21 protein-coding genes are annotated in these 26,917 nt (G+C 63.8%); 13 read left to right on the forward strand and 8 right to left on the reverse strand.

Going from position 1 to position 26,917, the window contains the following annotated elements; genetic code table 11:
• Entirely contained in the window at positions 1-1,563 is a 1,563-nt protein-coding gene (locus ACIGJE_RS29675; protein WP_367626002.1) for a SpoVR family protein, read from the forward strand.
• A gap of 32 nt (positions 1,564-1,595) precedes the next feature.
• On the opposite strand, the gene ACIGJE_RS29680 is transcribed toward ACIGJE_RS29675, so the two are convergent.
• Genes ACIGJE_RS29680 through ACIGJE_RS29690 form a run of 3 tightly spaced genes read right to left on the reverse strand, consistent with a single transcriptional unit; the run spans position 1,596 to position 3,492 of the window.
• On the reverse strand, positions 1,596-2,012 hold the full coding sequence (locus ACIGJE_RS29680; RefSeq protein WP_311944013.1) for a hypothetical protein: 417 nt from the start codon (positions 2,010-2,012) through the stop codon (positions 1,596-1,598).
• Positions 1,999-2,493 (reverse strand): homoprotocatechuate degradation operon regulator HpaR, encoded by a 495-nt coding sequence (hpaR, locus tag ACIGJE_RS29685; RefSeq protein WP_311944012.1) that lies wholly within the window; start codon positions 2,491-2,493, stop codon positions 1,999-2,001. Before hpaR ends, ACIGJE_RS29680 begins: the two co-directional genes overlap by 14 nt.
• Positions 2,494-2,553: 60 nt before the next feature.
• Positions 2,554-3,492, reverse strand: coding sequence for a helix-turn-helix domain-containing protein (locus ACIGJE_RS29690; protein WP_437178701.1), 939 nt, complete (start codon positions 3,490-3,492; stop codon positions 2,554-2,556).
• A gap of 57 nt (positions 3,493-3,549) precedes the next feature.
• Here ACIGJE_RS29690 and ACIGJE_RS29695 point away from each other — a divergent pair, with 57 nt between their 5' ends.
• The 4 genes from ACIGJE_RS29695 to ACIGJE_RS29710 all read left to right on the forward strand — a co-directional run bounded on the left by ACIGJE_RS29695 (position 3,550) and on the right by ACIGJE_RS29710 (position 7,464).
• The gene (locus ACIGJE_RS29695) at positions 3,550-5,115 is read left to right on the forward strand and encodes a 4-hydroxyphenylacetate 3-hydroxylase N-terminal domain-containing protein (protein WP_367626004.1); all 1,566 of its coding nucleotides are present in this window, start codon (positions 3,550-3,552) and stop codon (positions 5,113-5,115) included.
• Positions 5,116-5,125: 10 nt separating this feature from the next.
• Entirely contained in the window at positions 5,126-5,638 is a 513-nt protein-coding gene (locus ACIGJE_RS29700) for a flavin reductase (RefSeq protein WP_367626005.1), read from the forward strand.
• A gap of 512 nt (positions 5,639-6,150) precedes the next feature.
• On the forward strand, positions 6,151-6,375 hold the full coding sequence (locus ACIGJE_RS29705; protein WP_367626006.1) for a hypothetical protein: 225 nt from the start codon (positions 6,151-6,153) through the stop codon (positions 6,373-6,375).
• Between the two features lie 78 nt (positions 6,376-6,453).
• Positions 6,454-7,464: an OmpA family protein gene (locus ACIGJE_RS29710; RefSeq protein WP_367626007.1), complete on the forward strand. Its 1,011-nt coding sequence runs from the start codon at positions 6,454-6,456 to the stop codon at positions 7,462-7,464.
• 65 nt (positions 7,465-7,529) lie between these two features.
• Here the strand turns inward: ACIGJE_RS29710 and ACIGJE_RS29715 are convergent, their stop codons facing one another.
• Positions 7,530-8,531, reverse strand: coding sequence for an adenylate/guanylate cyclase domain-containing protein (locus ACIGJE_RS29715; RefSeq protein WP_483680375.1), 1,002 nt, complete (start codon positions 8,529-8,531; stop codon positions 7,530-7,532).
• A gap of 129 nt (positions 8,532-8,660) precedes the next feature.
• On the opposite strand from ACIGJE_RS29715, the gene ACIGJE_RS29720 reads away from it, so the two are divergent.
• Both ACIGJE_RS29720 and ACIGJE_RS29725 read left to right on the forward strand, forming a co-directional pair.
• On the forward strand, positions 8,661-9,557 hold the full coding sequence (locus tag ACIGJE_RS29720; protein ID WP_483680377.1) for a DUF930 domain-containing protein: 897 nt from the start codon (positions 8,661-8,663) through the stop codon (positions 9,555-9,557).
• A 249-nt stretch (positions 9,558-9,806) separates the two neighbouring features.
• Complete coding sequence (locus tag ACIGJE_RS29725) at positions 9,807-10,517, forward strand: L,D-transpeptidase (RefSeq protein WP_367626010.1); 711 nt, start codon at positions 9,807-9,809, stop codon at positions 10,515-10,517.
• 171 nt (positions 10,518-10,688) lie between these two features.
• Here the strand turns inward: ACIGJE_RS29725 and ACIGJE_RS29730 are convergent, their stop codons facing one another.
• Positions 10,689-11,627, reverse strand: coding sequence for a hypothetical protein (locus ACIGJE_RS29730; RefSeq protein ID WP_415085480.1), 939 nt, complete (start codon positions 11,625-11,627; stop codon positions 10,689-10,691).
• Positions 11,628-11,753: 126 nt separating this feature from the next.
• Positions 11,754-17,369, reverse strand: coding sequence for an autotransporter domain-containing protein (locus ACIGJE_RS29735; protein ID WP_415085478.1), 5,616 nt, complete (start codon positions 17,367-17,369; stop codon positions 11,754-11,756).
• Positions 17,370-17,776: 407 nt separating this feature from the next.
• On the opposite strand from ACIGJE_RS29735, the gene ACIGJE_RS29740 reads away from it, so the two are divergent.
• Both ACIGJE_RS29740 and ACIGJE_RS29745 read left to right on the forward strand, forming a co-directional pair.
• Complete coding sequence (locus ACIGJE_RS29740; RefSeq protein WP_415085476.1) at positions 17,777-18,637, forward strand: helix-turn-helix transcriptional regulator; 861 nt, start codon at positions 17,777-17,779, stop codon at positions 18,635-18,637.
• A gap of 178 nt (positions 18,638-18,815) precedes the next feature.
• Positions 18,816-19,259, forward strand: a complete 444-nt coding sequence (locus ACIGJE_RS29745) for an SRPBCC family protein (protein ID WP_187829496.1) — start codon at positions 18,816-18,818, stop codon at positions 19,257-19,259.
• A gap of 58 nt (positions 19,260-19,317) precedes the next feature.
• Here ACIGJE_RS29745 and ACIGJE_RS29750 read toward each other — a convergent pair whose 3' ends face one another.
• Together ACIGJE_RS29750 and ACIGJE_RS29755 are read right to left on the reverse strand one after the other, a co-directional pair.
• The gene (locus ACIGJE_RS29750) at positions 19,318-20,796 is read right to left on the reverse strand and encodes an aldehyde dehydrogenase (RefSeq protein ID WP_483681205.1); all 1,479 of its coding nucleotides are present in this window, start codon (positions 20,794-20,796) and stop codon (positions 19,318-19,320) included.
• Positions 20,797-21,068: 272 nt separating this feature from the next.
• Positions 21,069-22,559 carry an APC family permease gene (locus ACIGJE_RS29755; RefSeq protein WP_483680380.1) on the reverse strand — a complete coding sequence of 497 codons (1,491 nt, stop codon included), beginning with the start codon at positions 22,557-22,559 and terminating at the stop codon, positions 21,069-21,071.
• A 286-nt stretch (positions 22,560-22,845) separates the two neighbouring features.
• Between ACIGJE_RS29755 and ACIGJE_RS29760 the strand changes: the two genes are divergently transcribed.
• From ACIGJE_RS29760 to ACIGJE_RS29775, 4 genes are read left to right on the forward strand one after another with little or no spacing between them, the layout of a single operon-like run.
• On the forward strand, positions 22,846-23,646 hold the full coding sequence (locus ACIGJE_RS29760) for an IclR family transcriptional regulator (protein ID WP_483680382.1): 801 nt from the start codon (positions 22,846-22,848) through the stop codon (positions 23,644-23,646).
• Entirely contained in the window at positions 23,646-24,899 is a 1,254-nt protein-coding gene (locus ACIGJE_RS29765) for a Tm-1-like ATP-binding domain-containing protein (protein WP_483680384.1), read from the forward strand. Before ACIGJE_RS29760 ends, ACIGJE_RS29765 begins: the two co-directional genes overlap by 1 nt.
• Positions 24,896-25,546, forward strand: coding sequence for an HAD family hydrolase (locus tag ACIGJE_RS29770; protein WP_483680386.1), 651 nt, complete (start codon positions 24,896-24,898; stop codon positions 25,544-25,546). Before ACIGJE_RS29765 ends, ACIGJE_RS29770 begins: the two co-directional genes overlap by 4 nt.
• A gap of 12 nt (positions 25,547-25,558) precedes the next feature.
• Positions 25,559-26,917 carry an aspartate aminotransferase family protein gene (locus tag ACIGJE_RS29775; protein ID WP_367626017.1) on the forward strand — a complete coding sequence of 453 codons (1,359 nt, stop codon included), beginning with the start codon at positions 25,559-25,561 and terminating at the stop codon, positions 26,915-26,917.

The following is a 26,917-nucleotide window of genomic DNA, read 5'->3' on the forward strand; positions in this document are numbered from 1 at the left end:
ATGCCCAAGCCGACGCCCAAGCATGCGCCCAACGCCGACTTGCTGTTCTCAGGCTCGGACTGGAACTTCAAGACGTTGTCGCGGGCCTATGATGCCATCGAGGCGCTGGCGGTCGAGGAGCTCAATCTCGACACCTATCCCGTGCAGATGGAGATCATCTCCTCCGAACAGATGCTCGACGCCTACTCGTCCGTCGGCATGCCGCTGATGTATCGACATTGGTCGTTCGGCAAGCATTTCCTCCATCAGGAGCTGATGTACCGCAAGGGTGGACGCGGGCTCGCCTATGAAATCGTCATCAACTCCAACCCCTGCGTCGTCTATCTGATGGAAGAAAACACCATGGCCCTGCAGGCCCTGGTAACGGCCCATGCGGCGCTCGGCCACAATCACTTCTTCAAGAACAATTATCTGTTTCAGCAATGGACGGATGCGGGCGCGATCCTGGGCTATCTCGATTTCGCCAAGGGCTTCATCACCCGCTGCGAGGAACGGCATGGCGTCGCTGCAGTGGAAGCCATACTCGATGCCGCCCATGCACTGATGGAACAGGGCGTGTTCCGCTATCGCCGCCCGCCCAAACTATCCTCGGAAAAGCAGCGCGAGGGGGTGCGCGAGCGGCTGGAATATGAAGAGCGCACCTATAATGATCTCTGGCGCACGCTGCCGCCCTCCAAAGGCGGCGACAGGCCCGACGATGCCAAGGACGGCACGCCCGAGCGGAAGAAAGCACTCAATCTTCCCGAGGAAAACCTGCTCTATTTCCTGGAGAAGAACAGCCTGATCCTCGAGCCATGGCAGCGGGAAATCCTCAGGATCGTGCGTGTCATCGCCCAATATTTCTATCCGCAGCGCCAGACCCAGGTGATGAACGAGGGCTGCGCCACCTTCGTGCATTATACGCTGATGAACGCGCTGTTCGACCGTGGCCGGATCAGCGAGGGCGCCATGCTCGAGATCCTGCGCAACCATTCCAACGTGGTGTTCCAGCCGGGCTATGACGATCCCCGCTTTTCCGGAATCAATCCCTATGCGCTCGGCCTCGACATGATGCAGGACATCCAGCGCATCTCGACCGAGCCGACGCCGGAGGATCGCGACTGGTTTCCGGAATTCGCGGGCAACGGCAATTGGCGCGAAGTCCTGCTCGACGCCTGGGCCAATTACCGCGACGAGTCCTTCATCCGCCAATATCTGAGCCCGACGCTGATCCGCAAATGGCGGATGTTCGTCCTGTCCGATGCCGCCAACGAATCCTTCTACAAGGTCGCCTCGATCCACAATGAGCGCGGCTACGAGAATATTCGCACCGCCCTCGCCCATAGCTACGATATCGGCGCCAACCGCTCGGACATCCAGGTCGTCGACGTGGATCTGCTGGGCGACCGGCATCTGCGCCTCCAGCACAAGGTCAATGACGGCATCGTGCTGGAGCCCAACAGCCGCGACGCGACGCTGCGCCATATCCGCAGCCTCTGGGGCTATGAGGTGAGCCTGGAAGGCATCGACGCCCGCACGGGAAACAGGATCTATGAATGTTCGACCCGCCAGGTAGGCGGGTGAACTGGTCGCGGCCTGACACGCGAGGCACGCCTTCAGGGCCTGCCCGGCTCCAGCGTGATGCGGGCCTGCCGCGCCGTGACGGCACCACCCACGCCATAGCTCGCGCTCCATTCGAAGCGTAGGCCCTCCTCCACCCGCGTGACATCCAGATCGAGGATGATGCCGGGCACCATGTCGAAATCTCTGCACTCGATGGTATTCACACCGTCCAGGGCAAAGGTGACGACGGCATGTCTGTCGGTGATCAGATGGCCTTGGTCATCGACCTTGTCCGTCAGGATCCAGGCATGGATGCGCATGAGCGCCTGCCCCTTGCCGAAGAAGGCGATCTCCAGCAAATAGCCATCGTGGAAGCTCGGTACCCGGCCGAACCAGGCGAGCAGCTCTTCCCCACCGGGCAACTCGTGCAGGACTGAAGCGGGTGCGGTCATCGGCTCACGCAAGATCATCGGGCGTTTCGGATTCGTTGCGAAACGTCGCGAGTTCTCCCAGAAGGTCGACCAGCTGATCGATGCGCTCACGGCCGAAACGCTCTTCCAGCACGGCATAGATCTTGCGGCTGTCGGGCAGGACTTCGTGGATGACGTCTTCGCCGGCGGGCGCGAGCTTCAGGAGCACGCGGCGCCCGTCGCCCTTGTCCTTGTGCTTGGAGATGAAGCCGCGCTCCTCCAGCGAACGGATCATGCGGGTCAGGCTGGGCGCCAGGATGAAGGCACGATCGGCGACCTCGGAGGCATCGAGCGTGCCAGCCTCGTTCAGGACACGCAGCACGCGCCATTGCTGTTCCGTCACACCGTGATTGGCGAGCATGGGGCGAAAATGGCTCATGACGGCCTCGCGCGCCCGCAGGAGCGCGATCGGCAGGGAACGCCGCGTTTCCTTCAACCTTGCTTCCTCGATCACCGGCAGCGCTTCCTTCACTTCATCCATGCATCGTCCCCCGATAGCGGCTCAGGGAATTGAGCACTACTCGCATACATCGACGTTTGATCAAACCGTCGGCGATGGTTCTTTCGCCGCCCCCAGATGGGAAGATTGCACCTGCCCGGCGCGCCATTGGCCCGGCGGCTCGCCGACATGCTTGCGGAAGAAGCGCGAGAAATAGGCTGGATCACGAAAGCCGATCTCATAGGCGACGTCTTCGACCGAGCGAATGGTGAAGACCAGGAGGCGCTTGGCCTCGATCAGGCGCCGCCTGTCGATGAAGGCCTTGACGGACAGGCCATGGGAGGTGCCGCAAGCCCTGGCGAGCAGATGCGGCGTGGTGCCGAGCGCCGCGACATAGCGCTCGACCGGCCAGGCATCCCGGAAATGCCGGTCCACCAGGCGCCGGAAGGCGAAAGCAAGGTCATGGCCCTCGCGTTCGCCGGTACGGCCGGTCCGGCCGAGCAGGGCGATGTCGTTCATCGCCACGGCCAGCAAGGCTGCCAGGGGTGCCCCCTGCCCCAGCTGATACTCCTCGAGCAGCCGCTGCATGGTCGCGGCCAGAGAAGGCCAGAAACGGCTCTCGGCCTGTCCGCGCACCATGAGCGGCTCCTCGATCGGCAGGGCCGAAAGCGCAGCGATCGGCGGCAGCGCACTGTCGGCAATCGAGGCGACGACGGCATCGCTTTCATCCGGCGCGACAGTGAAACCATGCACCACGCCGCTGGGAATGAAGCTGACAGCTGGTGCGATAAAGTCCAGCCGCCGATCTTCGATGAAATATTCGCCCCGGCCCCTGCTCCAGAAGGTGATCTGAGCCATCCTGTCATGTTTATGAGCGGAAACCCGGCCTGAATGCAGTGATCTGCGCTCCATCACCGTTTCCACATGCAAAAACCCAAGATCGATCGGGCGATCGGGCTCGCCATAGACGAAGAAACTGGGAACCTGATGAGCCATCAGCGCCGCCGAAAAAAGTACAAGCGATTTTGCCATTCTGTCCATGGCACACGCCGCCGGCAAGGCCTAGCCTCACCTCAACGAACATCAGGGAGGACGGCGATGCGATCAGAAGATTTTCGCGCCGATACAAAACGACCCTTCACGGGTGCCGAATATCTCGCTTCGCTGCGCGACGGGCGCGAGGTTTACATCAATGGCGAACGGGTAGCCGATGTCACCGCCCATCCGGCCATGCGCAATTCGGCGCGCTCGCTGGCCCGGCTCTACGACGCCCTGCATGACGAGAAGACCAAGCCGATCCTGACCGCGCCGACCGACACGGGCTCGGGCGGCTACACCCACAAATATTTCCGCGTCGCGCGCTCTTCGGCCGAATTGGTGGCGCAGAAGGACGCCATCACCCACTGGGCCCGCATGACCTATGGTTGGATGGGCCGCACCGCCGACTACAAGGCGGCGCTGATGAACACGCTCGGCGCCAATGCCGACTGGTACGGCCCCTTCAGGGACAATGCGCTGGCCTGGCACAAGCGCGCCCAGGAAGCCGTGCTGTTCATGAACCATGCCATCGTCAACCCGCCGATCGACCGCCACAAGCCGGCCGACGCGGTGAAGGACGTCTTCGTCCACATCACCAAGGAAACCGATGCGGGCATCTACGTCTCCGGCGCCAAGGTCGTCGCCACCTCTTCCGCCCTCACCCACTACAATTTCCTCGCCCAGAGCTCGGCCACCGTCACCGAGGACCCGTCCTTGTCCGTGATGTTCATCCTGGCGATGAACGCGCCAGGGGTGAAGATGTTCTGCCGGACCTCCTATGAGGAAACCGCCAACCGCACCGCCCAGCCCTTCGACTATCCGCTCTCCTCCCGCTTTGACGAGAACGACGCCATCCTGGTGCTCGACAACGTCTTCATCCCCTGGGAGGATGTGCTGGTGCTGCGCGATGCCGGCAAGATCCTGTCGTTCCATCCCGCCTCCGGCTTCATGCATGGCTATTGCTTTCAGGGCTGCATCCGCTTCGGCGTGAAGCTCGATTTCCTCGCCGGCCTGCTCGCCAAGGCCCTGCGCGCCACCGGCGGCGATGCCTTCCGCGGCAACCAGGCCATGCTCGGCGAAGTCATCGCCATCCGCCACCAGTTCTGGTCCTTCGCCAATGCCATGGCCCACAACCCCATTCCCTGGGCTGATGGTGCCGTGCTGCCCAACCTGGAAGCAGCGCTCGCCTACCGCACCTTCATGTCGGAAGCCTATCCCAGGGTGATCGACATCGTCAGGCGCACCATCGCCTCCGGCCTGATCTATCTGCCCTCCTCGGCCCGGGATTTCGCCAACCCCGAGATCGACCGCTACCTCGCCCAATATGTGCGCGGCTCCAACGACATGGGCCATATCGAGCGCATCAAGATCATGAAGCTCTTATGGGACGCGACGGGCACGGAATTCGCCGGCCGCCACGCTTTGTACGAGCTCAATTATGCCGGCGCACCCGAGGAAGTCCGCCTGCAGGTGCTCAAGGGCGCCGAGCGTGGCGGACGGCTTCGGGAAATGGAAGCCCTGGTCGACCAATGCATGGCCGATTATGACGAGAAAGGCTGGACCGGCGAGACCTGGCTGCCGCCGCTCGGCGAGGCCGGCCCGGCACGCGCCGCCGCGGCCGAGTGAGGCCGCCGCCATGCCCGATCCCGTCTCCCGGACCCACTTTCGCGACGCCATGGCGCGGGTCTGCGCCAGCGTCAACGTGGTCACCACCAATGGCAGCGCCGGGCGCGGCGGCTTCACCGCCACCGCCATGTGCTCGGTGACCGACGAGCCGCCGACCCTGCTGGTATGCATGAACAGCCGCTCGGCCCAGACCGGCGTCTTCATCGAGAACGCCCGGTTCTGCGTCAACGTGCTGACACCGGACCACCAGGACCTCGCCGGCTATTTCGCCGGCCAGCGCGCCGACATGGACTCCCGCTACGCCGCCGCCGACTGGATCGACCTCCCCTCCGGCAACCAGGCGCTGGCCGACGCCATCGTCTCCTTCGACTGCCACCTGATCGACCGGCATCTGGTGGGCAGCCACCACATCTTCATCGGCGAGGTCGTCGACATCCGCAGCCGCAAGGACGGCCACGCCCTGCTCTATTTCGACAGAGGCTACGCGCATGTGTTGGGACAGGCGGGGAGCTTTGGAGGCTAGAATATCGTCGACAAAAAATGTAATTACTTTCAATTTGGATTGAATTTCAAGAAAAAATCACGAATACTATATATCCAAACATCGAATCTTACTCTCATATTGACATGACAGTCTCGGCTCTTTGCGTCATAATCCGTCAAATTTGATAATTTCCTTTTGGAAATTTTGAAAATAAACATCAATTGTATTAATTGTTATTTTCTATAAGAATAATACATTTTCAGAAATTCTATTCTCTTTTTCAATGAACATCCTAATCCGGCGATACTTATTGGGGGTCCCATCTTTGGGGGATATACTGATCAGCGCCTTGGCATAATATAGCGGGATCCGGCAATGAGCTGCCGGGCAAGGATCCCTGAGCCATCCGCCTTTGGCTGCATGCAAGAGCTGGCGGCGAATGACTTGAAACAGGGCACGGTGTCAGGTCGCGCGGACGTCGGCAACTTGCCGTTCGCGGCGAGCTGTTCTTCCGGGATGTGCATGCGAGCGCAAAATATAGAGGCACAATCATGCCCGCGTTCTTCCAGGAGGTTTTTGCACGTGCCGGCGTCGACGACGACGCCAAGCCGTATCCTGATGCGATCGCGGCCCTGGGCAATTCGAGTTTCGTGCGACTGGCCGGTGGAAGCGGCCTGCGCCTGGATACACCTCGAACACTGAGTGTGGAGGGCTTCGTGCAGGCACTGCACTCGCTGTCCGCCACCCGCGTTCTCGGTTTCTTCAACCCGCATTAGAACGATTGCTCCAGCCCGCTCGCCGAGCGACGGGCAAGGACCGATCGTTCTGCACAGCAACGCATTTGTGGAGCGAACATGACCGACCAATACATACCCGGCGTCTGGTCAAAGCGTTACGAACAACTGTCCACGCCTCAGCGCGACTATGTGTCTGGAGAGGCCGATCGGCGGTTTCGAGCGCGCACCGGCATCTCGCGCAAGCTCGACCCGAAGGCGGACCACAATCTGGTCGTCCAATGGCTTCGCATCCGCGACGAGGTCCTGGCGCAGCTCGTGGGCAAGGGAGCCGATCCGAACAAGACCGGTGACGGCCTGGCCCTCTGGCTGCCAGCGCCGATGAAGAACTTCGCGTTCTTCCTCCTCTATAATTACGACGTGGGCAGCGACGCGCCCAAGGCGCTGCACCTGAAGGCGATCGATGGCGTGATGCGCCTGTTCATCAAGGCGCATGCCGAGCTCAGGATCGGCGTCGAAGGCCATGCCAGCCGGACCGGCGGAGAGAGCTATGACAACAATGGCCTCTCCGAACGACGCGCGGCAAACATCGACAAATATTTGCGCAAGCTCGCCGGCTCATCGGCAAAATTCTTCACGTCCGGCGGCTCCGGCGCCAAGCAGCAGGTGTCCGCCAATCCGTTCTATCGCGATAGCTGGCCGCACCTGGAGTCTCTCGACGAGGACGAACGCGACCGCTCGGTGGTCGTCACCTTCCAGTGGCAACCGCCCGGTGTCCTGGATGCCCTCGATCAACCCAATATCGATTGGGACAAGGCGTTCGATCAGGCCGCACCCTACGCAGCCTTTGCCTATGTCAGCACCATGGGGCTCAAGATCGCCTCCGACAATCTGTCGCCCATTCAGCTGGGCGGCGTTCCGGTGCCTTGGAACCCCTATACAGGCTGGCCGACGAGCTGGACGACCGGCAATCCCGACGCCGATCAGGTGATGCAGGCGATGGGCAAGATGATGATCGACAACATCGAGGCAGCCGCCGCCAGGAAGGGCTACAAGATTACACGCGACGACATCATCGGGCACTATCAGGATTGGCTGAAAAACCCGAAGAATAAATGGGTCAATCCGTGAGGCGGCACCTATCTTTTTTAGGAGACCGGCGAACCGCCGGTCTTGCTGAGCTGCGTGAGCAGCGGTCAGCCCGAGATGATTTCGTAGTATAGAATCTGGGCTTCGCTGAGGGATGATCGCACACCGGGCGATATCAAGCCGGAGCCGAAGAGCAGAACGTCTTCGCGGCGCACGAATACTTCAAGATCCGTCCCCGTCGACATGAAGGTGCCCGACGAGCTTCGCTCGGCAAGCTTGGCCCTGCCGTTCGAAATGGTGAAGGTCGCGTGATGCCTGGAGACCCAGGGCCGCGGCACGACGATATCGCACTCCGGGGACCGGCCGATGGTCACGGATTCGTTGTTGCGGCAGGATCGCAGCTGATCGCCATATCGGATGACGAGGTTAAGGTGCCGTACCGGGCCGGCAAGCCTGTCGAAAACCGTGCTCTGGCGGGCAAGCTGCGTGCTAAGCGCCACATCGTCCTCCCGCAGGGTATAGACATCGAAGGGCTCCTGCTTTCCTTTGAAGGCCATGCTGTCGAGGAGCCGCAAGGCATTGCGGCTTTCCGGAATAAGCGCTTCGAAGAAGCTCTGGCTGACCAGCACTTCCCCGGGGTTTGCCGTGGTGGACAATCGCGCGGTGACATTGACGACGTCGCCGAAGATGTCGCCCCGCATTCGAATGACCGCGCCGAAATGCAATCCGATCCTGGTCCTCAACGCCCCATTCGTCAGCTGGCTGTTGATTTGGCGGACAGCCTTCAGTGCCGCCTCCGGCCTTTTGAACAGGCTTAGGACATCATCGCCCTTCGAGTGAATGAATTCGCCGCCATATCGGGCGGTGATCGCGCGTACCGCATCCAGGCAGTCCGAGATTTGCCGCAAGGCGCCGACATCGCCGACGCGCTCATAGAGCGGCGTGCTCCCCACGACATCGACCAAGAGGACTGCAGCTAGAATTCTCTCCTGATCCATCACGCGCATCCGCCCCGAGAACGCAGCACCACATAGTATACCAAAATCGACCCTGGTTTCATTCCTTGAAGTCCATGAGGCTGCTGTTGGCAAGTGGCGGAAGGACTTCATCGCACGATGAGCCGTTGCCGAGCTGCAGGTGTGGCGGTGGCGACTATCCGCCCTAGCTGCCGAAGGATATTTCGACCCGGCAGGCCCTCGTGCTTGATACTGCCGATATTTGGTTCCACATCTTCCGGGATGAGAAACGATCAGCAGGATCAGCGATGGTGGAAGTGGAGCCTGCTGGCCTCCCTTCTCCTCAATTTGCTGGTCGCCGCGCTCATCCTGCCGAGATCGCTGGTGTCACCCCTGAAGGAAGAACAGACGATAACGGTCGACTTGGTACAATCGGTCGATCCGCCCCTGAAACCAAAGCCGAAAGCCGAAGCTCCGCCGCCGGCCAGCCCCGCACAGCCGCCGGCCGAAAGTGCGGCGAAACCACCGTCATCCAAGGCGACGGGCGATCGGCAGGCGACGCCGCCGGTCATGAAGCCGGTGTTTCTTTTTGGCGACAAGGATCGTGGGCCTCGAAGGGCTAGGGATGGCAACAGCTCCGCAAACGGTTCTGCCTCGCCTCCGGGCCGCCCCGATCCGGCGCAAACAAGTGAGCCGAAACCACTGCCCGTGATGACGGCTGCGGCCGATCCCGCTCCCCAGGATGTCGCGACAAAGACACCGGCCGCGCCAGCCAAAATCAACGCTCAAGCCCAAAATCAAGCTCAACCAAATTCCAAGCTTCCTGAAGCCAAGACCTTGTTTTCGCAGGAGACAACCAACGACATCAACGCAATGCTCGCGATGGGAAGCATGTCTCGCGGCGAGCGAGCGGGCCAGCTTTGCGTGACGGAACTCCACGAGCAATTGCTGCATGCTTCGCCCTCCTATGTCCCCGATATGCTGCCTCGCGAACTGCTCGAGCAAGGGAGCGTGCTCGAGGACTCCAAGGCGGCGTTCGCCGCCAATTCGCAATGGTACGATCTGAGCTATCGCTGCGAAGTCGATGCCAAGGCGACGAAGGTAATCGCCTTCGCCTTCCAGGTCGGCAATCCGGTCCCGCGCAGCGACTGGAAAAGTCGCGGGCTCCCTTCGCCATAGGCGAGGCATGAAGCGCGCGGCTTGGCCCCGGACGTCGCTGCCATGATCTGCAGAACTTTCTCGGAGTTCGGCGAAAGTCGATTGCGGGCCCGCGAGAGATCACCGATTTTGGTGCATGGCAACCGGCCGCGCGAAGGCCCGAGCTTGCCAATCGGACCATGTAAGGGCAATTTCAGCCCAGCGAGACATTCGGCGGCCCATGCCGCTGTCTTCTCTGGTCGGGCAATGGGACAAGGGAACGCGAAGATCATGATCATGGACGGTGGGATTGCCGATACCGGCGAGATGGACGAGGCCGCCAAGCCCGGGCTCGGATCGGGACTTCTCAGCCGCCGGTCGTTTCTGGTCGGCTCGGCTGCCGGTCTCGGCGCGCTGGGGCTGGCCGGCTGTGCGACGTCAGGCGGCCTGAGCCGGGCCGAGGCGGCGAGGCTCTATGCGGCAGTGCCCGAGGAGAAATTCCCGATCCCGGCGGTCGATGTCAGCAAGATCGACCCGAAATATTATCGCCGAAAAGTGCAGTACCCCAGCAAGGAAGCGGTCGGCACGATCATCGTCGATCCGAGCAAATATTATGTCTACCGCATCGAGGGAGAGGGGATCGCCACCCGCTACGGCGCCAATGTCGGCCGCCAGGGCTTCCTCTGGCATGGGGATGCCTATGTCGGGCGCAAGGCCGAATGGCCGGTGTGGACGCCGCCCAGGGAGATGATCGCGCGCCAGCCGGAGGCCGCTAAATATGCCGGCGGCATGCCGCCCGGCCTGAACAACCCGCTCGGCGCCCGCACGCTCTATCTCTATCAGAACGGCAAATACACGCTCTACACGCTCTACAGCACCATCATTCCCCAGTCGATCGGCTCCGGCGTTACGAGCGGCTGTACCGGCCTGCTCACCCAGGACATGCTCCACCTCTACGGCCAGACGCCGGTGGGGACGAAGGTGGTCGTGTTGCCGGCCTGAGGCGGGAAGCTGCTGCCTGCAGCAGAGTTCTGATATGCGCGAACCTTGTCATTGCCGGGCTTGACCCGGCAATCCAGCCCCTTGCCGGTGTTTGTGGATGGCCGGGTCAAACCCGGCATGACAAATCGCAGAACCTGCCGAAAACACGCCGGAGCGCCGGAAAACCAGGCGCTATGTCCAGGCGTTGAGGTCGCTGACGAGCTGCCTGTCCAGCTCCAGGCTTTCGAGGCCGCTGGAAAGCAGGATGCCGCCGCGGTTATGGTGGCCGCTGCCACCCAGATTGCGCTTGTGGTGCAGGAAGTGACCGACCTCGTGCGCCATCACGCCGATGAAGGCCTCGCCATAGTCGAACACTCCCGGATTGCCCCGGTCGACGACCACGCAGACCTGCTCGTCCGGCAGGAACTGCCCCGCCGCCTCGCTCGCCATGGCATCGTAATCGCCGACGAGAAAGCAGGTGAGATCGGCGCCATTCTGCTTAAGCGGCACGATGTCCTGGCGGAAGACATCCCGCATGATCTTCGGCCCCAGGGCCTTTTCCACCATGATCCAGTCGGCGCCGGCCGGGGTGAAGAAGATGTTGGTCTGGGCCCCGAAGATCCAGTTCAGCCGGGTGAGGAACCAGGGCGCGTCATCCGGCTTGAACTTCGTGGCGTTGACGACCTTGCCCGCCTGGTCGAAATGCCTGAGGAACTTGAAGGCGAGCGAGTAGCTCTTGCGTGGCATGATGGCGACGTCGAGCTTGATGACCGTGCTGCCGCGCGTGCCCGTCAGTGGGGGAATGCCGGTCCCCTTGGCCTGAACCTTGAGGGCGCGTGCCCCGGCCTGCGGCCGTATGGTGCCATAGAGCGCGGTGCGCAGGCGCAGCAACTGATCGTCGCGCTCCTGGCTCTGCAGCTTGCCGTAGCGGGTGTCGACATAATCCTGGGCAATGCGCTCGACCTGCTCGACGCTGATATCGTCGATCTGCAGCCGGGCCTTGTCGTAGGCCAGGTGAACGCCTTGGGCATCGCGCAGGCAAACCAGATTGAAGCCGCCCTCCGGGACCACCAGGAAGTTTTGGGCGGCAAACACACCGGAATATTGCAGGAACTGCACGAAACTCGCCATGACGTTCCCCAGCCTCGATCCGCGATGATGCCGCGCCCGGCATGACTATGAGCCATCATTGCTGTCGGGCCTGGTGAACAATATAACGGAAGTCAGCTTTGCGAGGCAATCGACTGGCGCCGGGCGTCAGAACCGCCAGTTGAAATTCGCCTTGAAGGCATGCTGCCGGGCTGAAGCGGCAAGCTGCCCATCATAGGAAAGACCGAGGGTTGCGGCGCGCGAAAGCGCCACGTCGATGCCGGCTTCCACCACTGCCGCATCCCGGGCAATCGGCACGGCCGCCACAGTGAAGGCGTTGCCGACGGAGAAGGCCTGGGTCGAGAGCGGCGTGGTGGTGCCGAAGGCGTGGCGCCAACCGAGCGAGCCGCGCAGCGTGGCGGTAGTGCCGCCGACATCGATATTCGTCGCGGCCCTGAAGCCGAGGGTCGAGTAATAGGTGTCGGTGGCCTGGCCATTGGCATGGAGCGCCGCCGCCCCGCCCTGCTCGGTGAAGGAGCCCGTGTCGAGGCTGACATAAGCGAGATTGGCGAACGGCTCCAGCGATGCATAGGATGTATCCACCCGATAGCCAAGATCGCCGAAGGCCTGGAAGGTGCCGGCGCGATAGTCGCCCTTCAGGCTGTCGACGAGGCCAGGAATGACGACCGAGCGGCTGGTGTCGATGTCGTGCCAAGTGTAAGCGAGGCCGGTGCGCAGGCCGAGCCGACCGCCCGGCACGTTCCAGCTCGTGCCGCCATAGAGGCCAAAATGGTAATTGTCGCTGGTGCCGGAAGAGGCACGATCCCGGGCCTTGAAGTCGCTGCGGCTGTAGCCGGCGAGCACGCCGAAGCGCCAGGCCTCGAAAACCGGCATGTCGGCGCCGACGAAGAAGCCGCCGGTCGAGGTCGAGAGCTTGGCGGCATTGCCGTCGCTGTCGATCCGGCCCCAGGCGCCGAAGCCCTGGCCCCAGACGGCAAGCCGATCGGCGGTGGGCGAAGCCGCCTGCGGACCGCCCGCGCCATAGACGGTGACTGGCAAGGACGAAGCGCCGACATCGCCGAAGGCGGCGCGGATACGGCCGGTGGCGGCATCGCGAATGAAGCGGCTGTCCTCGATCAGCACGCTCTTGGCGGAAGCATGGATCTCCCCGGAAAGCTGGTCGAAAGCCGCGCGGATCAGCGCCTTGTCGTCGGGCAGAAGGGCGATGGCATCGTAGACCGGGTGACCTGCGGCCAGCCCGATGCTCTCGATGCCGCCGGCCGTCGCCCGCTGGTTGCGGGTCTGGCCGACGCTGCTGAAGTCGATGAAATTGCGCTTGAGGTTGAGATCGACGGTGCCCGCCCCATAGTCATAGGCGAGCTCCGGGGTCAGGAAGGCGAAATCGGTGGTGACGCTGTCAAAGCTGCCCGACAAGGTGCCGTCGGCGGACAGGATCGTGTAGCTTGAGCGCAGTTTGTAGGCACCGTCAGCGCCGATATGGGCGACGGAGCCCCCCTTCAGCGTGGCATTGCCGGTGACATGGACGAGATCGGCATCCGTGCCAGCGGGATCGACCTCCACGGCAAGATGCGAGCCCGCGTCGAAGACGAGATTGCCGTTGACGGTGAAAGTACCGATGGAGTTGCCCGGCGCGAGCGTGCCGCCGGAAGCGATGGTGATGACGGAACCGACGCCGGAACCGACAGTGCCATGGCCGCCGAGCAAGGCGCCGTCCTCGACGTTGAGCGAACCGCCGAGCACGGCACTGGCATGGCCGGCGTCCGAGCCGACGATCAGCTCGCCGGCGGTGACGTCCGTCGTCCCGGCGAAGGCCGAACTGTCGCCGTCATAGAGGAGCGTGCCCGAGCCGGCCTTGATGAATTTGCCGTTGCCCAGGAGGGAGCCGCCATAGAAGGCGTTCGCCGTCTGGTCGAAGGTGAGGGAAGCGCCGGTGACGATCTGCGCCCTGCCGCCGAAGCGTTCGGCGGCGCTGGTGAGGTTGCCGGCCTCAATCGCCCAGTCGAGGCTGGAAACACCCGTGAGGGTGAGGCTGCCGGTTCCCCGCTTATCCATGACACCGGAGGTCCCATCGAGGCCGACGATATCGCCGGCAAAGCTGGCATCGGTGGTCTGGTCGAACACGACGATCCCCGCATTGCCGATATTGCCCGAAATCGAGGCGGCATTGCCGATCAGCCCGCCCTCGCGCACCAGGGTGTTGCCATAGGCATTGCCGGCATTGTCGAGACGCAGGATCCCGCCTCCGGTCTTGAGCAGGTCGCCCGGTCCCGAGACGGCGCCGGTCAGGCCCAGCACGGTATGGCCGCCGACATTGAACTCGCCGGCCTGCGCCAGCGTGATGGCGCGAGCCATGTCGAAGGTCTGCGTCGTCGCCAGCTTGCCACCGTTGAAAATCAGGCCGCCGGAAGTCGCGCCGAGATTGGCGTCGGCCGAGATCTGCAGCGTACCGTTTCCGATCTCGGTGCCGCCCGTATAGGTGTTGGTGCCGGCCAGGATGGTCGTACCGCTGCCGGCCTGCCAGAGCCCGCCCGAACCGGAGATCACGCCGGACAGGGTCAAGGTGTTGGAACGGTTGACGGCGAGCAGGCCGTCATTGGCGATATCGCCGAGAACCGAGCCGGTGGTGCCTCCATTGCCGAGTTGCAGCGTGCCGCCCTCGATCCGGGTCCCGCCGCTGTAGCTGTTGTCGGCAGCGAGGATCAACCGGCCATAATCGGTCTTTACCAGCTTGTTGGAGCCGGTGAGCTCGGAGGCGATGGTCGCCGTCATGGCACTCGCCGGATTGCCGTCGCCGACGCGGATGATGCTCTCGCCGCCGGAGGCCGCGAGGGCGATGGCATCGCCCTCGATACGATAGCCGTCCACGGCGAAATTCATGCCGGCGGACGCGATCGCGCCGGCGCTGGCGTCGACGCGGATAGTGCCGGCCGTGCCCTGGAAGACCGCAAAGGTCGGGTTGGGCTGATAGGGGCCATTGATGGAGCCGTCCTTGTCAGTCCAGTTGCGCCCGTCGGCGCGCCAGACGCCGCCGCCACCGTCCACGGCGCCATTGTCGCGCTGGCCGGCATTCTCGCCGTCCCAGAAACCGAGCGCCATACCGGCGGTGGAGATGAGGTTGACCTGACCGGCGACCGAGGTCTGGATGGTCAGGTTGTCCGGGACGACACCGGCCGGCAACGTGCCGATCTCCAGTCCATTATCGGTCAAGCTGCCGCCGTAACCGATGAAGGTGTAGACGCCAGGGCCGAAGCCGCCCTGGTCGGTGACGTTGAGCGTGCCGTCGAGCGTGAGGTTGCCGCCGACCTGGAAGAGCGGTGTCGCCGAGGCCGAACCCAGGGCAACATTGACGTTCGTGCTGGAGGCGAGGTCGAGATTGCCGTCGACGGTCAGAGTCTTGCCGGCCGCTCCCGTCAGAACGCCGCCGGAGAAAACGAGATCGCCTTCGATCGTGCCCCCGCCGGTCACCGTACCAGAGCCGTAGACATCGACCCGACCGCCGAGCACGCCGTCCACGGTGAGGGTCCCGCCCGTGACTGAAGTGGGCGCGCCGAGCTGGCCGGCGATCACGAGATTGCCGCCGACAACACTGGCGCGGCCTGTGAAAGCGCTGCTGTCGCCCGTCAGCCGCGTCGTGCCCTGGCCGCGCTGCAGGATCCCGCCGCTGCCCGACAGGGTGCCATCCAAGGTCAGGTTGTCGGATCGATTGAGAATGAGAGCGCCGTTGACCGCCACATTCCCGACGATCGAGCCACCCGTGCCGCCATTGCCGAGCTGGAGACTCGTGCCGACGGCGATCGTCGTACCGCCTGTGTAGGTGTTGGCACCGGTAAGGATCTGGATACCCTCCCCCTGCACGACGAGGCCGCCCTGGCCGGTGATCCCGCCGCCGAAATCGACCGATGTGGCGGTGTTCAGGATCAGGGAGTTGCTACCCAGGGATACCGCGGTGCCGGAGACACCTGCGAGCGCGCCGATGGCCTGATCACCAGATCCAAGGCTGATATCAAAGGCCGCGCCAGGGCCCGACAGTGTCACGGCGCCATTGGCAGCCAGCCTGCCCGCGCCCGTAAGGGCCAGGGTACCTCCGGCTACGGTGGTGCCGCCGCCATAGGTGTTCTGCCCGGACAGGGTCAGCGTGCCCGCCCCCTGCTTCACGAGCCCCCCGGTACCGGTGATGGCCCCTCCATAGGTCGTGTTGAAGGCAGTGCTCGAGGTCAATGTGTTCGAGCCGAGCATGATCGTGGTGCCCCCATTGCCGGCGAAGGCGCCGATGGTCTGGTTGCCGCCCGAAGTGCTGATATCGAAGCTGCCGCCCGCTCCGGTGATGAACACATTGCCGTTCGCCGCGAGGCTGCCTCCGGCGCCGAGCGCGAGCGTGCCTTTCTCGATGGTGGTCCCGCCGCTATAGGTATTCGCGCCGGTCAGGATGGTGGTGCCGGTGCCCCTCTGCACGAGCGCCCCGCTACCCGAGACGATACCGGACAGCGTCGAGGTGTCAGAACGATTGACGACCAATAGGCCGTTGTCCGTCACGTTCCCCACGATCGAGCCCGAGGTGCCGCCGACGCCGAGCTGCAATGTCCCGGCAGAGATGCTGGTGCCGCCCGTATAGCTGTTGTCGCCTGACAGCACGACCGTGCCGCCGCCTGTAGCCGTGACCTGCCCCGCGCCGGATATCACGCCTGAAATCGAAAGATCGCCGTCGGTCGTGTCGAACGTCACCGAGGAGCCGGTGCCGAGTGTGATCGCATTGCTCACCACCGGCACACCGGCCTCCTGTGCGGTTATTGTCGCAGCAGCGTTGGTGATCAGCTGGATGTCGCCCACCAGCATCGAGGTGGACCACAGTTTCAGCGTGTTGCCTGTCCCGCCGAAGCGAATGGAGGCACCATGGGTCAGGCCATTGGCCTCGAGCCCGCCACTGATCTTCCCATGATTTTGGATGGTGCTGTTGCCATTGGTCATCACACCGATGCCGGCTTCGGCGCCATTGGCAGCCCCACCGACAATATCCGCCCAGTTTATCAGGTTGACGCCGCTGCCGACTAGGTTGACCCCGGCGCCACTGTTGCCTCCGATCGATCCGCCCGTGCCGCTTCCGCCAACGCCCCCGACGATCGTTCCCAGGTTGGCGATGTTCGTACCGTTGCCGAACACCAGCAGACCGTCACCACCGCCACCGCCGCCGCCCGGGTTTCCGCCGCCACCACCATTGCCGCCATTGCCTCCCTGGATCAGCCCTTGGTTGCCGATGACGGTATTCGGCTGAATGGAGACCACGCCCGCACCACCGCCGCCACCGCCACCGCCATTGCTTGCCGAGCCCGACGTTCCGAAACCGCCGGTGCCGCCATTGCCGCCACGGAGAGCCCCAATGCCCGAAACGCTGAGATTCGTTCCGATAATATAGTTGCCGCCGCCGCCACCGCCGCCGGATGAAAAATTGAATCCATTCGATCCCGGCGAGCCGTCGTCGGCTTTGACAGGAGTAGCCACAACCACGCCGTAAATAACCTGGCGCCCGCCGCCGGTTCCTCCCGCGCCTTCCCCTGCCCCACCGGCCCCGCCCTCGCCAGCATCCCCGAGCGTGCCGGGGATTTGCACCGTGGCGCCGCCAGGCTCGAAGGCGGTGGCGTTGCCGCCGCCGCCATTACCGGCCCCGCCGATGCCGCCACGATCATAGCCCGCACCGCCGGCAGCGTCGCAGGCGGTGGAGTCGACTGTACAGGCTCCGGCCCGAGCGGGGGCCGCCAGGCCGGTCACACCGAGCATCATTGCGAGAGGAGAAACCGTGGCCAACGCCCATAGACGGCGTCTGCTCGATGCAATTTTGGAGCGACCGCCACGCCGGCCGCCAGATTGCCCTGCAGCGGAACCCGCCGCCGCGCCTTCCCATATCGTCACCGCAATGCCCCCGGCGGCCGTCGATAGAATATCGAAGGGTCAGGACCGATCACGGCAACGCCGGCCACTGACGAATCCAACGCGCTGCGCCACGGTGGATAGAACAGCAACATTCCCAATAAATCTTCGTCTGACTATTACCCGAAGGGGTATGATTGTGCTGATATGGGTGTCGATCGCGGAGCATTACTGCGGCAGGTAGGTTCTGCAATCGGTGAAACGACGCAAAAACTGAAATCGCACCCCAGATTTTTCCGCAGGATCCCATGGACAGGGACAACAAACTCGATACTGAGATCATTCGCCTCTACGAAGCGGAGCCGGATCTGCAGACGCTTCCCGCTCTTCTATTCGCCGCCATCGGCCGCCTGGTCGATGCGGAAGTGGTAAGCTTCACGGAATTTCACCATCCCAGCCGTGACTTTCGCGCTCTGGTATCCGTCGGCGACGATCCCGGCCGGCGGGCCAACGCCATGCAGGCCTTCGCGCGGCATATGCACTCCCATCCGTTCTGGCAGCATGATCCGTCCTTCTATGGCGATAAGGCCCTGCGCGAGTCGGACTTCTTCAGCGATGAGGAATTCATCGAACTCCCGATCGCAAGGGAGGCATTCCTGCCGTCCGGAGCCCGCCGGATGATCGGGATCGTGATGGAGCACTCAGGTTATGCCGTTTCGATCGTCGGCCATCGCATCGTGGGCCGGCCGGCTTTCAGCGATGATGATCGCGATCGGCTGCAGGCCTTCCGCACTCACATCCTGCGATGCTACCGCCAGGCTCAGGAACGTACCCTGGCCAAGCTCACGCCGGCCCACCGGCTGCGGCTGGCATTTCCCACGCTGACGCCGCGCCAGGTCGAGGTGGCATCCTGGATCGCCCAGGGCAAGTCGAACCAGGAGATCGCGGGTATCCTCGAGATCGGGCTCGACGCCATCAAGGCCCATGTCAAGGCGATCAACCTAAAGGTCGATTCCGACAGCCGGCGCGCGGCGATCGTGATCGCCCATACCACGCCTCCCTTCGCAAAATTGCCGCCGCTGTGGAAGCTCGATCTGGAAAGCTGGAGCGGCGGCGGCGAAGCCAGGCAGATCCGCTTGCCGGAGGGCCTGCCTTCCGGAGGGATGTGAACGCCGCCATCGACCGAGCTGTGCCTCGATGGAATCCCCGCGAGGCCTTGGCCGATGGAGGCGGGTGCCAAAAAATCTGTGCCGCCCTGTCGGACCGGTGGAGCGGTGTTCGTCCTCGGGGCATGGCAAATGCCTTCGCCCATGACTTTCCGCTCTCTCAGTCAAGAGGACAATGACCATGCCCAGCACCATCCGCCTGCACCGCGTTCTCGCCACCAGCCCCGAAAAGGTCTATCGGGCCTTCCTCGAAGCGGATGCCCTTGCAAAATGGCTGCCGCCGAACGGCTTCACCTGCACGGTGCATCATTCCGAGCCGACCGTCGGCGGCACGTTCAAGATGTCGTTCCGCAACTTCACCACGGGTCATAGCCATTCGTTCGGCGGCGAATATCTCGAACTCGTGCCAGGCGAGCGGCTGCGCTATACGGACAAGTTCGACGATCCCAATCTGGCAGGCGAGATCGTGGTGACCGTGGCGCTGAAGAAAGTGTCCTGCGGCACCGAGCTGAACATCGAGCAGGCCGGCATTCCCGACCTCATCCCACCCGAGGCCTGCTATCTCGGCTGGCAGGACTCGCTGCGCAACCTGGCGCGGCTGGTCGAGCCGGAGATCAATCAATAGTTTTGGCCCACCCACCAGGGCGCCAGGCCTGGCGCCCTGGTGATGACCACGCGTTCAGTCAAAGCTGGATCCAGGCCGTCTTGAGATCGCTGTATTTGTCCAAAGCGTGCAGCGACTTGTCATGGCCGTTGCCGGACTGCTTTACGCCGCCGAGAGGCACGGTATTGTCGGCACCACCATAGGTGTTGACATGCACCACACCGGCACGCAGGGCGCGAACCATGCGATGGGCGCGCGAGAGGTCGGCGGTCCAAACAGCGGAAGCGAGGCCGTAATCGCTAGCATTGGCGATAGCGATCGCCTCGGCCTCCGTCTCGAAGGGAATGATCGACAGGATCGGGCCGAAGACTTCCTCCCGCGCGAGCGTCATGCCGGGCGTGACATCGAAGATCGTCGGCTGCATGTAGAAGCCGCCGCTTTCCTGGAGAATCTGCCGGCCGCCCGTGCGCAGGCGCGCGCCCTCGCCGAGGGCCTGCTCGGCATAGGCCAGGTCCTTCTTCAGCTGCGCCTCGCTGGAGACGGCGCCGATCTCGGTTGAGAGCTCCAGCGGATCGCCGACTTTCATGGTGGAAGCGATGGCGGCGAGCTTTTCGGAAAAGGGCTCGTGAATGGAACGATGCACCAGCAGGCGCGAACCGGCGACGCAGACCTGGCCGGCATTGCGGAAGATGCCCTGGGCCGAGAGCTTTGCCGCCCGATCGAGATCGGGCGCGTCGGCGAACACGATGTTGGGGGACTTGCCGCCGAGCTCGAGATAGACACGCTTGAGATTGGAGCGGGCCGAATATTCGAGCAGCCTGCGCCCGACGACGCCCGAACCGGTGAAGGCTATGACGTCGATATCGCCATGCAAGCCGAGCGCCTCGCCTGTCACCGCCCCCCTGCCCGTGACAACGTTGAGTACGCCTTCCGGCAGGCCGGCCTCGGCGCACAGGGCAGCCAGTTTGAGAAGGCTCAGCGAAGCTCCCTCCGCCGGCTTCAGCACCACGCAATTGCCGGCCGCCAGCGCCGGTGCGATCTTCCAGGCCCCGATCATCATCGGGAAGTTCCACGGCACGATGGCGGCGACGACGCCGACCGGCTCGCGATGGATGAGCCCGAGCACGTCGCTGGCCGTGGGCGCGATCTCCCCGTAGACCTTGTCGATCGCTTCGGCGTAGTAGCGGAAGGTCGCCGCCGCACTGCCCGGCTCGGCCTTCAGCGCCATGGCCATTTCCGTACCGTTGTCGCGCACGCCCAGCACGGCAAGATCGAGGGCATCTCGCTCGATCAGTTCAGCGATGCGCAGCAGCACCTTCTTGCGCAGTGAGGGCGCCGCCTTCGACCAGGAGCCTTTCTCGAAAGCGAGGCGGGCGGCGCGCACGGCGCGGTCGACATCGCCAGCCCCGGCATCGCCGATTGTGGTCAACTTCTGCCCATCGATCGGCGAGATGACGTCGAGGACGGCGCCATCCTGCGGCTCGCTCCAATTGCCACCAATGAACAGCGATTGCGGGGCGATGGGACTATGTCGAAGGCGGTCGATCTGGTCCTGCATTTCTGAACTCTCACGGATGGGGACGGTGGGCGTATGTCCACCGTCAGGATTGGAGCGATCGCCCGTCTTCAACCCACGACCACAGTCGCTCATTGAGAAAAGCTCCGTTGTTGTCATGCCCGGGCTTTGTCCCGGGCATCCAGTCCTCGCTGTTTCAGGTCGCGTTGCCCTCCGGATTGCCGGGACAAAGCCCGGCAATGACAAAGGTCGTGTTTCCCGATCCTTCAGGCAGCCTCTCGCGAAAGGCCAGATTTGCTCTTGCGGCTGTCAGGCTACGCCTCCTGGCCGACGCCCAGCCTGGCAAAGGCAGTAGCGTCGGCGGATTTCAGCCGGGCAGCCGCAAGGAAGCCGATGATGCCAGCAATCGGCACCAGGCCCGGCAGCAACACGGCGAGCACGCCATTGGCGCCCGCCAATGCCCCGAAATTCACCGCGATGAAATAGACCAGGGCCAGCAGGATCAGGCCGGTCACCACCGGCAGGATCTTGGTCACCAGCACATTGCCTTCGAGCCCTGGATTGCGGGTGAAGAAGGTAACGATCGCCAACGCCGTGAAGGCCATCAGCAGGATGATCGCCAGGGTCGCGACATTGGTGAGCCAGGAGAACAGCGCCAGCACCGGATCCTGGCCGGTGGCGGCAAAGAGCGCGACCACCAGCACGGCGATGACGGTCTGGATCATCGAGCCGACATGGGGGCTCTGGAACAGGGGATGCGTCACGCCGATCGAGCGCGGCAGAAGCCCCTCGCGGCCGGCGACATAGATGTAGCGCGCCACGCCATTGTGGAAGGCGAGCACGCCCGCGAACAGGCTGGTGATGAACAGAAGGCTCATCACCACGGTGATCCAGTGTCCGACATAGCGTTCGGCGAGGCCGAAGAGGAAGGTCGTCGGATCGGCAAGGCCCTGCAGTTGCGGCACGAGCTTGTCGACGCCGGCACCGTTCACCATCAGCCATGAGGTCAGCATGTAGAACACGCCGATGATCAGCACGGAGATGTAGGTCGCCCGCGGCACGGTCCTGTGCGGTTCGCGGGCCTCCTCGCTGTAGATCGTGGTCGCCTCGAAGCCGATGAAGGCGGCAAAGCAGAACAGGATGCCGATGGCAGGCGTGCCGCTCCAGAACGCCGCCGGCGTGAAGGGCGTGAGGGTGAGGCCGGCATCGCCGCCCTTGAAGAAGATCGCCGCATCGATGACCAGCACGACCAGATATTCCAGCGCGACCAGCACGGTGAGGATCCTGGCCGACAGATCGACGCGGCGATAGCCGAAAACAGCCACCGCGGCGATGCCGACATAAGTCCAGACCCACCAGGGCAGGTCCAGGCCGAACTGTTCGGCGAAGAAGCCCTTGGTCGCCGCGCCGAACATGCCGAACACGCCGATCTGCATGCAATTATAGGCGAGAATGGCGATGAGGGCCGCCGCGCCGCCCATCAGGCCGCCAAGCCCCTGGGCTGTATAGGCATAGAAGGCGCCGGCGTTGCGGATATGGCGGGCCATGGCGACATAGCCGACGGCAAAGAGCAGCAGGATCAGGGTGACCAGCACGAAGGTCAGCGGGATGCCGGGGCCATTGCCCAGCAACATGGACAGGGGCACACCGCCGGCGACCGCCGTCAGCGGCGCTGCAGCCGAGACCACCAGAAAGGTGATCGCCCCCACGCCGAGGCTGTTCTTGCGGAGCTGGTTGGATGGTTGGCTTTGCGAGTCGTGTCGCGTGTCTTGCCGCGAATCTTGCCGCGAATCTTGCACGGTCATGGGTGTTCGTTCCCCTGGTTGAAGGCGCCGGCATGCATGGGGAAGCCCGCCCGCCGTTTCGTCTGAAACGGCATGAACGATGCTGCCCCTTATTCTTGTTGGCCGTCTGTATTGATGCGCAAACTTCGGTTCAATATTTGAACCGTTACTTCAAATATAGACTTGCAAAGAACCGCGGCAGCTGTCAAGTTATTTCGCATGTTAATTATCTCGGGTCCCGGCAGAAGAACCCGCAAGGCTCCCGGTGCACCGGAAGCCGACACGAACCGACCCCGGTGGAGGAAGAATGAGCACGATCGGCAAGGCCCTTTCATTGCTGGACACCGTGTCGCGCCTTGAGGAGGAGGCGGGGCTGACCGACATCGCCCGGCTCTGCGCCCTCGATAAGGCCACCACACGGCGTTTCCTGGTGGAGCTCACCAAGCATGGCTTCGTCGAGCAGGATCTGGTGACACGCAAATACCGCATCGGGGCGGCGCCGGTGCGCCTCGCCCGCATTCGCGAGGCCCGCTATCCCTTCCTGCGCATCGCCCTGCCCCATATCAAGGCACTGGCGGAGGCCTCGGCCGAGACGGTGCATCTTTCCGAATTTTCGGGCGGCCAGCTCGCCACCATCCACGTCGAGGATTCACCACGGGCTCATCGGGTCATCGTCGATGTCGGGGGCAACCTGCCCTTCCACGCGACGGCGTCGGGGCTCGCCTTCCTGGCCTTCCGCCCCGCGGCGGAGATCGCGGCTGCCCTGGCATCGCCGCTGGAACGCTTCACCGAGCATACGATCGCCGATCCGGCCCGGATTGGCGAATTGCTCGGAGAAACCAGGGCTCGCGGCTTCTCGATCGGCCATCAGGGCTTCGAGATCGGCGTGGTCAGCGTGGCCGCCCCGATCCTTGCACCCAACGGCCATCCGATCGGATGCATCGCCGTTGCCGCCCCGACGGTACGTGTCGGCAAGACGGCCCTGCAGGCCTTGGGTGCTCAGGCCGTCGCCACTGCCGAGGCCATTTCGGAAAAATATTACGGTCTGGAACGCCCCGCTGAAGCCAAGGCTCGTCTTGGTACCACTCGTCTTGGGAGGACTGCCTGATGAGCACGGTGGTCTCGGTGCCCAGAATACTCGTCATCGGAACGGGCGACACCAAATCGGACGAACTGCAGTTCATGGCCTCCGTCATCCGGGAAGCGGGCGGACGCCCCGTCATGCTCGATGTCAGCATCCTGGGTGATCCGCCCTATCTCCCCGATCACTCCAGGCACGATGTCGCCGCGGCTGCCCGAACCTCCATCGATGCCATCATCACCAGCGGGGATGAGAACAGCGCGATGGCCCTGATGGCACAGGGCGCGTCGGCCCTCGTCCTCGACCTCTACCGGGCCGGCAAGGTGGATGGCATCATCGCGCTCGGCGGCTCGATGGGCACCGACCTCGCCCTCGACGTATCGGCCGTCCTGCCAGTGGGCATCCCCAAATTCGTCGTCTCGACGATCGCCTATTCCCACCTCGTTCCGCCCGAGCGCATCGCGCCCGACCTGATGATGATCCTGTGGGCCGGCGGCCTCTACGGCCTCAGCGGCATTTGCTGTGCCGTGCTCTCGCAGGCCTGCGGCGCGGTGGTGGGAGCGGCCCGGCACGCCCGGAAGCCGGATGCCGCCCGCCCCCTGATCGGCATGACTTCCCTCGGCTCCACCTGCCTCAAATATATGAAACATCTCAAGCCGGAGCTGGAACGGCGCGGCTATGACGTGGCGGTATTCCATGCCACCGGCATGGGCGGACGGGCTTTCGAGGCGATTGCCGAGAAGGGCGGCTTCGCGGCGGTCTTCGATTTCTGCATCCAGGAAGTCAGCAACCATCATTACGGCAGCATCGTCACCTCCGGCCCGGACCGGCTTGAAAACGCAGGGCGCGCCGGCATTCCCCAGATCGTCGCACCGGGCGCCGTCGATATGGTCGACCTGCCGTCCTGGCGCGAGCCGCCGCCGATCCTGGCCGACCGTCCCTATCACGCCCATAACCGCCTGATCGGCTCGGTGACCGCCTCGCCCGAAGGCCGGCGCGAGATCGCGCGCGTGGTCGCCGCCAAGCTCGAGCGAGCCACCGGCAAGACGGCCTTCCTGTTGCCGATCGAGGGATTGCAGGAATGGGACAAGCCGGGCGAGCCGCTGCACGATCCGGCGGGACATGCGGCCTTCGTCGACGAGATCCGCAAGGTCCTGCCGCCGAGCGTCGCCCTGCGGGAGATCGACGCTCATATCAACGCACCGCACTTCTCGGACGTCGCGCTCGCGCTCTTCGACACCTGGGTGGTCGAAGGCATCGTGCCGGAGGGACGGCCATGACCGGCGAGCGCGCCCTCATCCTCGATTTCGGCGGCGTCGTCACCCGCACCCTGTTCGAAACGCATGACGTCACCGAGCGCACGCTCGGCCTGAAGCCTGATACGCTTACCTGGCGCGGCCCCTTCGCCCCGGAAACCGATCCGCTCTGGGTCTCGATGCAGCGCCAGGAGATCAGCGAGCGCGACTACTGGCTCACCCGGGCCCGCGAGGTCGGCCAGATGGTCGGCGAGGACTGGACGGATATGCAGACCTTCGTGCGCCGGGCCCGCGGCGCCGAGCCCGAACTGGTGCTGCGCCCGGAAGCGCGCGATGCCATCCTGCAGGTGAAGGCGGCGGGGCTGAAGCTCGCCATCCTCTCCAACGAACTCGACCTGTTCTACGGCGTCGAATTCCGCCGACGCTTTCCCTTGATCGACCGTTTCGACGTGATCGTCGATGCCACCCATACCGGCATCCTGAAGCCTGACCCGCGCGCCTATGAGCAGGTGCTCGCCGAGCTCGGGATCGCCCGGGAGGCTTGTGTCTTCGTCGACGACCAGTTGAAGAACATCGAGGGCGCCAGAGCGGTGCGCCTGCCCCATGTCCATTTCGACGTCACCCGGCCAGCCGAGGGTTATGCCCAGGCCCTGGCCATGCTCGGCCTTTGAGAGGAATGAACGATGCGTGAGACCAATTTCCTGATCGAGAACAATGCCCGTCAGCTCTGGCATCCAATGGCGCATCCGGCCGACATGCAGGCCAATCCGCCGCGCATCATCACCTCCGCCAGGGGCGTCGAGATCACCGACATCCACGGCAAGACAGTGCTGGACGGCGTCGGCGGGTTGTGGAACGTCAATCTGGGCTATTCCTGCGACCCGATCAAACAGGCGATCAAGGACCAGCTCGATGAACTGCCCTATTACTCGACCTTCCGGGGCACCACCAACGCGCCCTCGATCGAGCTCGCCTATGAGCTGGCGGAGTGGTTCAAGCCGGACGGACTCAGCCGCGCCTTCTTCACCTCCGGCGGCTCGGATTCGGTGGAAACCTGCCTGCGGCTGGCGCGCCAATATCACCGGGTCAACGGCCAGCCCGAGCGCACCAAGTTCATCGCCCTGAAGAAGGGCTATCACGGCACCCATTTCGGCGGCGCCTCCGTCAACGGCAACCAGCACTTCCGCCGCAACTACGAGCCCTTGTTGCCGGGCGTATACCATCTGCCGGCACCCTGGCCCTACCGCAATCCGTTCGGCACCGAGGACGGCGCCGAGATCGCGGCGGCGATCGGCCGGCTCTTCGAAGAGGAAATCGCCTTCCAGGGTGCCGATACCATCGCGGCCCTGATCCTCGAGCCGGTGCTCGGCTCGGGCGGCATCATCGTGCCGCATGAGAGCTTCCTGCCGCTGATGCGCGAGATCTGCGACCGGCACGGCATCCTGCTGATCGCCGACGAGGTGATCACCGCCTTCGGCCGCACCGGCGCCTGGACCGGATCGCGCCTGTGGGGCATCAAGCCCGATCTGATGTCGACGGCCAAGGCAATCACCAACGGCTATTTCCCCTTCGGCGTGGCGATGATCTCGGAGACGATCGCGCAGGCCTTCGAAAGCAACAAGAACACGCTCGCCACCATCAGCCATGGCTACACCTATTCCGGCCATCCCATCGGCGCGGCGGCGGCTATCGCCACGCTGAAGGAAATCCGCCGGCTCGACGTGGCCACCAACGCTGCCGCCCGTGGCGCCGAGCTCGACCAGGGTCTCGACGGGCTCAAGGCCCGGCACGAACTCGTCGGCGACGTGCGCGGCATTGGCCTGATGTGGGCGCTCGAACTGGTCGGCGATCGCGCCAGGAAGACGCCTGCCGCCAAGGATGTGGTGCAGAAGGTGCAGGACATCGCCTATGAGGCAGGTGTGCTGGTGCGTACCTCGGGGGCCAATGTCATCATCTCACCGCCGCTTGTGATCACGGCCGGGGACGTGGCGCGCATCGTCGCCGCCCTCGATGCCGGGCTGAGCGCCGCGGGAGGGCGCTGA

Source organism: Labrys sp. E2SS-1L, from assembly GCF_057073705.1.